The following is an 8,979-nucleotide window of genomic DNA, read 5'->3' as shown; positions in this document are numbered from 1 at the left end:
CCCCAGGAGGTGCCGGTCTTCCCCGCCACCCCCGACGGCCCGCCGCCCGGAAAGCCCCGCGTCAGGATCGAGGCCACCTGCGCCGCCGCCCGCGGCGCCAGCACCGGGGCGGCAGGCTCGGTTGCCACGTCGTCGGCCCGCCAGCGCAGCGGCGCCGCCCGCCCGGCATCGCCCAGCATGGCGGTCACGCTGACCACCTCGCGCAGCGTGACCCCGGCGCCGCCGAGCGCCAGCGGCAGCGTCGCCTCGGCCCCGGGCGGCAGCCGCGGGATGGCGCCGGCCCGCTTCATGGCGGTGGCGAAGCGCAGCGGCCCGATCCGGTCCAGCAGCAGCACCGCCGGCATGTTCAGCGACTTGCGCAGCGCCTCGGCCGCGGTGACCCGGCCGGTGAAGCCATGGTCGAAATTCTCCGGCGCATAGGTGCCGAAGCGCATCGGCGCATCGTCCAGCAGGCTGTCCGGCCGCGCCACCCCATCCTCGAAGGCCAGGGCGTAGAGCAGCGGCTTCATCGCCGAGCCCGGCGAGCGCACCGCCTGCGTCAGGTCCAGCGCGCCGGCCCGCGCCTCCTCGCCCCAGGCGCCGCCGACCAGGGCGCGGATTTCCCGCGTGTGCAGGTCGGCGACGATGGCGGCGGTCGAGACCCGGCCCGGCAGCCCCTCCCGCGCGCGTTCCAGCAACCCTTCCAGCGCCCGCTGCAGCCCGGCATCCAGCGTGGTGCGCGTGGCCCCTTCCCGCGCCGCCTGGCGCGACAGATGCGGCGCCAGCCCGGGCATCGGCAGCCGCTCGGACGGCACCACCGCGGCCAGCAGCGCGCGGTCGGCGGCGGAAATGCCCTCGGCCCCCGCCGCCCGCACCAGCAGCGTCCGGTCCCGCGCGACCCTAGCGGCTTCCGGATGGCGGTCGGGCCGCAGCGCCTCCGGCCGGCGCGGAATGGCCACCAGCAGCGCCGACTGCGCCGGGTCCAGGTTGCGCGCCTCCCGCCCGAACCAGGCCAGCGCCCCGGCCCGCACGCCCTCCAGATTGCCGCCCATCGGCGCCAGCGTCAGCCAGATCTTCAGCACGCCCGCCTTGCCGTAGCGCGCCTCCAGCTGCAGCGCCCGCGCCATCTCGATCAGCTTCGAACGCAGCGTCCGCGGCCGCGGCTCCAGCAGCCGCGCCGCCTGCATCGACAGCGTCGACCCGCCCGAGACCACCCTGCCCGCCCGCGCCCATTGCAGCGAGGCCCGCGCCATGGCGATCGGATCGACCCCGGGATGCCAGGCGAAACGCGCATCCTCGGCGGCGATCAGCAGGTTGACCAGATGCGGCGGCACGTCGCCGGCGGTCGTCTCCACCCGCCAGATCCCGCCAGGCGCCGGCAGGACCGAGAGGGTGCGGCCCTGCGCGTCGACGACCACCCGGGCCAGGGAATCAACCCGCGACAGGTCAGGCGGGAAGACGCGGTCCAAGACCGCAGCACTCAAGCAAACCAGAAAGGCAAACAGGAAGAAAAGTCGGGGGAAAGTATTCCCCCGAATCCCCCATCTATTTTTATTCTTTTTTAAGGCACTCATTCACGCGCCAGGACCGTGATGCGGCCCGTATTCTGCCGCGCGAAGACACCCGGGCGATACATGTCCTGCACCTGCGCCCCCGGCAGCTCGAAGCTGCCCGGCGTCACCGCCCGCACCACCACCGCGAAGCGCACCACCGCCGCCCGCGCTGACAACGGCGCCGCCACGGCGAAACGGTCGTCCAGAGCGGCGACATTCTCCGCCTCGCTCAGCGCGCCCAGGAACGGCATCCCCGGCACATTGCCCGAGGGCAGCCGCGTCGCGATCTCCCAACCGGCCGGCAGCCCCTGCTGGATCAGCGCACGATGCGCCTCCCCCGTCTCCGACCGCGCCTCGATCAGCAGGATGAACTGCCGGTTCTGCCGCAGGTCGTCGAGGTTCACGTCGCTGCCGTCCATCGCCAGGAACTTGCGGCTGATCCGCAAGCCCGCCCGCGCCGCCGGCTGCGGCTGCGAGGGCAGCCCGGTGACGGACACCGCCTGCAGCACCGCCCGGTCGCCGCCGTTGCGCGCCACCAGCCCGCCGCCCGGCACCGGACGGATCACGGTGGTCGCCGGCGGCACCGCCGCGCCATCGACGCTCATCCGCACCGGACGCCCATCGCGGCCCAGCGCGCTCGCCAGCAGGATGCCCCAGGCCTGGTCCTGCGTGCTGCTGCCGTCGGGCGTCAGGTCGCGCGCCCCTGGCAGCCGGCTCAGCTGCGCCGACAGCCGCTCCGGCAGCAGCCCGCTCTCGCGCAGCAGCAGCGTCACCGCCAGCAGGTCGCGCGCCGGGCTGCCATAGTCATGCGTCCAGTACAGCCGCGGGGCCGCGTCCAGCGCCGACTGGAAGGCCAGCGTGGCGCGCGGCGCATCGCCGATCCGCATCAGGGCGGCGCCAAGCTGGGCGCGGGACAGCGGCGTCGGCAGCTGGTCCAGCGTCTCGGCCAGCCGGCGCGTGGCGCCCGGCATCGGCCGCCCGGCCAGCGCCAGCGCATGCAGGCGATAGGCCTGGTCGGCGAACTCCTCCGGCTTTTCCGGCGCGACGTCTTCCGCCGTGCGCGCCAGGTTCTCCAGCGCCGCGGTCAGCGCCGCTTCGGGCACCATGGCACCACCGTCGCGGGCGCGCAGCAGCGCCTCGGTGGCATAGGCGGAAATCCACTGGTCGGCCTCGCCCTGCGCGCTCCAGGCGCCGAAGGCCCCGTCCCAGCGCTGCTTGTCCAGCAGCCGCGCGACCGCATCGGCCATGGCCAGGTTGCGCGGCTCGGAGACGGCGCCGGTCGACAGCGCCAGCAGCTTGGTCGCCGTCTGCTCGGCGCACCACAGCGGGAATTCCAGCGAGGCACGGCGCAGCGCCTCGGCATCGTAGCGCACCGGCTGGCCCCAGCTGGCCACCACCTGCGCCGTGCCCGGGACGAAGCCGGACAGGTCGGGGGCAATCTTCGCCTCGACCCCCGGCGCCAGCTCGGTCACCGCCACCTCGGTCAGCCGCGGACGGGAGGAGCGGATGGTGATCCGGCTTTCCCGCTCGGCGCGGTAGTTGTTCGGGCCGGTGACGGTCAGGCGCAGCACGCCCTCGCCCGCCCCGGTCGCGCGCAGCGTCAGGAAGGGCTCGGCCCGCGCGCCGGTGGCCAGGGTGGCCGCGACGCGCGAGGCGCCGTCGAAGGCCAGCGGGCCTTCCAGCTTGATCTCCGCGGCGACCTCGCCCTGCGGCAGCTCCAGGTTATGCAGCAGCACCGGCAGGCGCAGGCTGTCGCCCGGCGCCAGGAAGCGCGGCAGCAGCGCCTCGGCCACCACCGGGTCGCGCACCTGCAGCGGCTTGCTGGCGGCGCCCACCCGGTTGCCGGACCAGGCCACCGCCATCAGCCGGATCTCGCCCGCGAAGTCCGGCAGGTCCAGCGGCACCCGCGCGACGCCATCGGGGCCGGCTTCCACGATGCCGGAGAACAGCGAAACCACGCGCTGCGGCGGCTGCACGCCGGCGCCTTCGGCATCGCCGTCGCCGCCCTGGCGGAGTGCGGCCACCTCGCCCTCAGGGGGCGGGATCAGCCGGCCGTAATCGTCGCGGATATCGGCGCCCAGGCGACGACGTCCCAGGAAGTGCTTTACCGGATCAGGCGTCGCGAACTGGGTGATGCGCAGCACCCCCTCATCCACCGCGGCCAGCGTCAGCCGCACGGGCTGGCCGCCGGCATTGGCGACGCGCACCGGCACCTCGACCCGCTGCCGTGGGCGCAGCTGGTCGGGCACGTCCAGCGCCACCTCCAGCCGGCGCGGCACCGGGTCCAGCGCCACCCAGGCCAGGCCCAGCGCCCGGCGCGGCTGCCCCTCGGCGGCCGAGCCCGGGCGGAAGACGGTGACGGTGACATAGGCGCCGGGGCCCCAGGCGGCTTCCACCGGCAGGTCGACGGTGGTGCCGCCCTCCGGCACCTCGACCTCGCGCAGCGAGACCAGGCGGTTGGTCACCACGGCCAGGCTGGCGCGGCCGGCGAAGGGCGGGTTGATGCGGATCTTCGCCGTCGCCCCATCGGCATAGCTCTGCCGGTCGGCCGAGACATCGACCTTGTCCGGCACCTCGGCGCTGTCCGAGCCGACCCAGCCGGAGCGGAAGCGGATGGCGGCGATGGCCAGGCTGCCGGGCTTGCTGACCTCCAGCCGGTAGCGGCCGAAGGGCAGGCTGCGGGCGAAGCGCGCCGGCTTGCCCGGTTCCGTCTGCAAGGTCGCGGTATCCACCGGCTCGTCGCGCCAGATGGTCTCGTAGCGGGCGACGCTGCCGCGGGTCACCAGCCGCCATTCGGGGCGCTCGCGCAACAGCCGCGCCGCCAGCCGCCCGGTCAGGGCCGAGCCGTCGGGCGCCACCAGCGCCACGTCGAAGCCGGCCTCGGTGTTGACGTCGACGCTGCCGCCCTCGAAGCCCGGGCGGATGGCGATATAGGGCTCGCGGCCCAGCACCGGCAGGTCGACGGTGGCGCGGCTGGCGCGGCCGTTCGGATCGGCCAGGCTGACCGTGTAGCTGGCGCGCAGCGGCCGGGTGACGTCGGGCACCTCGGCCAGATTGGCCTGGAACACCGCCTTGCCCTCGGCATCGGTCTGCAGCGTGCCGCCCGGGATCTGGCCGCCGTTCAGCGGCTCCTCCGCCAGGCCGAAGCGCCAGCCGGCCCAGGGGCTGCGGCGCGGCCGGCCATCGGCGGCATCGGGCGCGAAGGGCTCGGGGTCGAGGCTGAGCTGGCCTTCCACCTCCGCCTCCAGGTCGGCCGCCGGGGCGCCGTAGAGGAAGCGCCCGACCAGCGGGATGTCGAGCGGCCGGCCGGGCACCAGCGCGCCCGGCGCCGGGCCGAAGGTGACCGCCAGCCGCTCCGGCACGAAGGCGTCGACGCGGAAGCTGATCTTGCCGATCGGCGGCTGCTCGGGCTCGAGGCGCGCCTCGACGGTCCAGACGCCGGCGGCGGCCCCGGCCGAGAGCGGGATGCTCCAGGCGATGGCGCCGTCCGGGCTGCGCGCCGGCACCGTCTCGGCCGCCACCTGGCCGTTCGGCCGCAGCAGCTTCAGCCGCAGCGGCAGGTCGCGCGGGCTGCCTGCGGCATCGCGCAGCAGCCCGGTCAGGTTGACCTGCTCGCCGGGGCGGTAGATGCCGCGCTCGGTCCAGAGGAAGCTGTCGACCGGCCCGGGATGCGGCAGCCCCTCGGCGCCGCGGTCGGACAGGTCGAAGGCCGCCGCCTCCAGGTTCAGCCCGACCAGGTCGTCGCCAGCGCTGGCATGCAGCGCGACGGGGGCCAGCGGCCCGCTGCCGCGCAGCAGCGGGGCGGCGAAGCGCACCAGCCCGTCGGCGCCGGTCTCGGCCTCGGCGAGGACGTCGTTGTTGCGCGCCATCAGCGCGACCTTGACGCCGGCGCGGGGGGCGGCGCCCTGCAGCGAGCGCACCTGCGCCGCCAGCCCCTCGCTGCTGCGCCAGGCGGTGACGCCGAGATCGGTCGCCACGATCTGCAGCGCGCCGACCACGCCGTTGCCGTTGCCGTTGCGCTCGCCGGCCTCGCTGGCGATCAGGACGTAGAGGCCGGGGCCGGCGCCGGTGATCTCGGCCGGCAGCGGCAGGGCGATGCGGTTGGAGGCATTGGCGCGGAAGCCCGGCACCTCGGCGCTGCCCTGCCAGACGACGCGGCCCCAGCTTTCCGGGACCTCCTCGGCCGACCAGGATTCCATGGCCTCCCCAAGCGGGTTCTGCCGGCCGAAGGGCAGCAGGTTGCGCTCGGTCAGCCGCACCAGCCGCAGCTTCAGCGCGCGCACATTCATCGTGGCGATGCCGACCCGCGCCACCTGGCCGCGCGGCAGCAGGAAGCGGGTGGCATCGAAGCCGATGCGCGGCGCGCGGTCGCGCATGGCGATGCTGACCGGCGTCTCGGCGCGGAGCCGCGCGCCATCCTCGCCCGGCATGCCGGCGCGCAGCACCAGCTTCGTCGTCTGCCCCCAGGGCAGGCCCGCGACGCACAGCGCGTTCTGCTCCCGCGTCACGGCAAGGTCGGGAATGGCGGGCTCGGCGCGCACCCAGTCACCCGCGCGGAAGTCGCCCGCCTGGCTGATTCGGCCGGTGAAGCCGATGCAGGCCCGCGCCGGCTCGGCCTCGGGCTCGGTGCGGATGGTGCGGACCAGCAGGCCCGCGGCACGGCGGGCGGTGGCCAGCGCCTCGCGCGCGGCGGGGTCGAGGCGGGCACGCTCGACCACGGCTTCCAGCGCGGCGATGGCGGCAACCCACTGGTCCTGCCGCTGCAGGGCTTCGGCGATCAGCTTCAGCGCCGGGATCTCGGCCGGGCCGGTCTCCATCGATGTGAAGTTCTGCCAGGCGGCCTGAAGGGCGCGGTTGAGGTCCGGCGTCGGCCGGGCCAGCTGGGCGCGGGCCAGCGACAGCCAGAAATCGGGCCTGGCGTCCGGCATGCCCACCCGCTGCTCCCAGGCCTGGGCGGCGGCATCCCAGTCGCCACGCGCCTCGGCATCGGCCGCGCGCTTCTCGGCCTGCAGCCGCTGCTGCGTGCTGGCGCCGGCCGGGAAGCGCCGGGTCAGGTCGCGGGCATAGCCGCCGGCGTCGCGCTGCAGCCCGGGCAGCGCAAAAGGCTGCGCCGCCGCGCTGCCGATGGCCAGCCCCCCGAGGCTGAGGCCCGCGGCCAGCACCGCGGTCGCCAGCAGGCGCGCCCGCCGGGGCGCCTTGGAAAACCCGGGCGCCTTGGGAAACAAGCTCATGCGGGCCATCCTGCAGCCATTGCGGTGGCGGCAGGATAATCCAGGCGAGAAACCCCGCCCACGGGGCCATCCTTCACAAGCGCGGGCGCAGCCTCACGCGGCGGCCACCAGGGCATCACGCATCCAGGAGGCCGCCGAGCCCAGCGCGTCGTTCTTGCGGTAGGCGACATGGAGCGGCAGCGGGATCGACCAGTCGAGGCTTTCGATCGCTTCCACCGCCAGCGGCACCAGCCTTCCGGCGGCGATCTCCGGTTCGGCCAGGTGACGCGGCAGCCGGCCCCAGCCGAGCCCGGCCAGCAGCGCCGCCTGCTTGGCCGCCATGTCGTTGACCCGCCAGATCGCGGCCGAGGGCAAGGTGAACTGCCGCCGCCGGCACCGGGCCGCCGGATCGCGCCAGCGGGTGGTCGGGTGCCACCGCCCGGCCGCCTGGGCAACGCCGCCAACAGCGACCAGACGGCACGCCTGGATACAATTTCATTCTATGCCCAGGGCGCCATCCACCTGTCGGATCGCTGGATCCTGGTTGGCGGGCTGCGCTACCAGCGTTTCCACCAGATCGCCGGCAAGGGCCGCCCCTTCAGCCTGAACACCGACGTTGACAAGCGCCGGTTGATGCCGCGCGCCGGGCTGGTCTTCAAGCTGCGCCCGGATGTCTCTCTCTTGGCCAGCGGCAGCCAGTCCTTCAGGCTGAATTCCTTCATCGCCAGTGCCTGTGGCGCGCGGCCGCCGGAGCCCGGCGAAAGTTGGGAGCGCGGCGTCAAGTTGGAGCTGCCGGGCGGCAGCAGCCTGACCGCCTCGGTCTTCAACATCAACAAGCAGAACATTCTACATATCTTTGATCTTGCAGAAACTTCCTACAATCCCAAGGCTGGCGATCTGCGCTTGAGGGGGCTCGAGCTCGACTAGGCCGGGCGGATCACGCCGCAGCTCTCGGTGATCGGCAGCTCCGCGCTGATCGACGCCAAGGTGATGACGAGCCCGAGGTGCAGGGTAAGCGTCTGCTCAATGTCGCCCGCCACATCGCAGCGCTGTTCTTCACCAGAGGCTTCGGCACCGTGCTGGGTCGGAGGAGCTGCGCGCCGGCTTCGGCGGCTGCACATGGCCGGCCGCCCAGGCGACCGCGACAAGGCCGGCGCCACGGTGCTGCCGGCGCAGGCGCCGGTCGCGGTCACCGACCTGCTCGGCCGCCGCATCACCCTGGCGCGGCCAGCCCAGCGGATCGTGCTGGCCCAGGGGCGGCTGCTCAGCCTGTTGGAGCTGCTGCACCCGGACCCGGTCAGCCTGCTCTCCGGCTGGGCCACGGACCTGCCGGTGGTGCTGCCCGATGAACATGCCGCCTGGGTCCGGCGCTTCCCGGGGCTGGCGCAGCTGCCCTCGCTGGGGCGGCAGGTGGCGGCGGGGCTGAACATCGAGCAGCTGGTGGCGCTGCAGCCCGACCTCGTGCTGCTCAGCCGCGGCGCCGCCGGCGCGCTCGACACCCAGGGCCGCAGCGCCGTGGTGCAGAAGATCGAAGGCCTGGGGCTGACGACCGCGGTGATCGACTGCATGGCGCGCCCGCTCGTCGAGACCGCGCCGAGCATCTCCGTCCGGGCGCGCTGATCGGGCGCGAGGCCCAGGCCGCCGAGCTCCGCGGCTTCTACGAGGGCCGCATGGCGCGGCTGATCCGCTGGTTCGCCGAGAACCACCCGCCCACCGTCCGAGTTATGCTGCATAATCATGGTGGTGGGCGGGAATGCTGCTACTCGATCGCAACCACCAGCTTCGCCGATCTGCTGGCTGAGGTCGGCGGCTACAGCATCGCCGGCGACTTCCTGCGCCGCCCGCTGAGCCAGCTGCACAAGGAATATGTGCTGACCGCGCCCTGGGACGCCTATCTCACCACTGGCGGCGTCTATAATGGCCGCGGCGGCGTCTCCCTGGGCGCCGGCATCGCGCCCGGGGAAGCGCGCACCACCCTGGCCGCCATGCTGAAGGCTCAGGGGCTGGACATGCTGGCGCCGGTCCGGGCCGGGCGCGCCTATGCCCTGTGGCACGGCTTCAACGAGACTCCGCTGCATTGCCTGGCGCTGGAAGCCATGGCCGGCTGGCTGCATCCTGCGGCGCGCGGCATCTTCGACCCGGCGGAGGGCTTGCGCAGCGTCAACCAGCGCTTCGCAGCCATCCCCGCCGAGGGCACCTACTGGACCCAGCTTTAAGCCACAGGATCAGCAGGTTGC

Annotated in this window: 6 protein-coding genes; 3 read left to right on the top strand and 3 right to left on the bottom strand. The window is 74.0% G+C overall.

Annotated features, from left to right (window positions below; all coding sequences use genetic code 11):
* The 3 genes from BKE38_RS07640 to BKE38_RS07630 all read right to left on the bottom strand — a co-directional run.
* Positions 1-1,448, bottom strand: a 1,448-nt coding sequence (locus tag BKE38_RS07640; protein ID WP_076956755.1) for a transglycosylase domain-containing protein, incomplete at its 3' end; no start/stop codon positions are given.
* A gap of 101 nt (positions 1,449-1,549) precedes the next feature.
* The gene (locus BKE38_RS07635) at positions 1,550-6,763 is read right to left on the bottom strand and encodes an alpha-2-macroglobulin family protein (RefSeq protein WP_076956754.1); all 5,214 of its coding nucleotides are present in this window, start codon (positions 6,761-6,763) and stop codon (positions 1,550-1,552) included.
* Between the two features lie 93 nt (positions 6,764-6,856).
* Positions 6,857-7,216, bottom strand: coding sequence for a LysR substrate-binding domain-containing protein (locus tag BKE38_RS07630; protein WP_278247610.1), 360 nt, complete (start codon positions 7,214-7,216; stop codon positions 6,857-6,859).
* On the opposite strand from BKE38_RS07630, the gene BKE38_RS07625 reads away from it, so the two are divergent.
* The 3 genes from BKE38_RS07625 to BKE38_RS07615 all read left to right on the top strand — a co-directional run bounded on the left by BKE38_RS07625 (position 7,172) and on the right by BKE38_RS07615 (position 8,958).
* The gene (locus BKE38_RS07625; RefSeq protein ID WP_076956752.1) at positions 7,172-7,669 is read left to right on the top strand and encodes a TonB-dependent receptor domain-containing protein; all 498 of its coding nucleotides are present in this window, start codon (positions 7,172-7,174) and stop codon (positions 7,667-7,669) included. The two genes, BKE38_RS07630 and BKE38_RS07625, sit on opposite strands and share 45 nt — an antisense overlap.
* Before the next feature lie 192 nt (positions 7,670-7,861).
* Positions 7,862-8,362, top strand: a complete 501-nt coding sequence (locus tag BKE38_RS07620; protein WP_076956751.1) for a TroA family protein — start codon at positions 7,862-7,864, stop codon at positions 8,360-8,362.
* A 50-nt stretch (positions 8,363-8,412) separates the two neighbouring features.
* Entirely contained in the window at positions 8,413-8,958 is a 546-nt protein-coding gene (locus BKE38_RS07615) for a TroA family protein (RefSeq protein WP_076956750.1), read from the top strand.
* The last annotated feature ends 21 nt before the right edge of the window (positions 8,959-8,979 follow it).

Source organism: Teichococcus deserti, assembly GCF_001982615.1.
GTDB lineage: Bacteria > Pseudomonadota > Alphaproteobacteria > Acetobacterales > Acetobacteraceae > Pseudoroseomonas > Pseudoroseomonas deserti.
Note: the sequence above shows the minus strand (reverse complement) of the source record. Positions and strands in the feature narration are given on the sequence as shown.

What these genes read in the sequence shown, in the direction of transcription:
- BKE38_RS07635 (WP_076956754.1), bottom strand. Translation starts at nt 6,763, where the DNA reads ATGAGCTTGTTTCCCAAGGCGCCCGGGTTTTCCAAGGCGCCCCGGCGG.
- BKE38_RS07620 (WP_076956751.1), top strand. Translation starts at nt 7,862, where the DNA reads ATGGCCGGCCGCCCAGGCGACCGCGACAAGGCCGGCGCCACGGTGCTG.
- BKE38_RS07615 (WP_076956750.1), top strand. Translation starts at nt 8,413, where the DNA reads ATGGCGCGGCTGATCCGCTGGTTCGCCGAGAACCACCCGCCCACCGTC.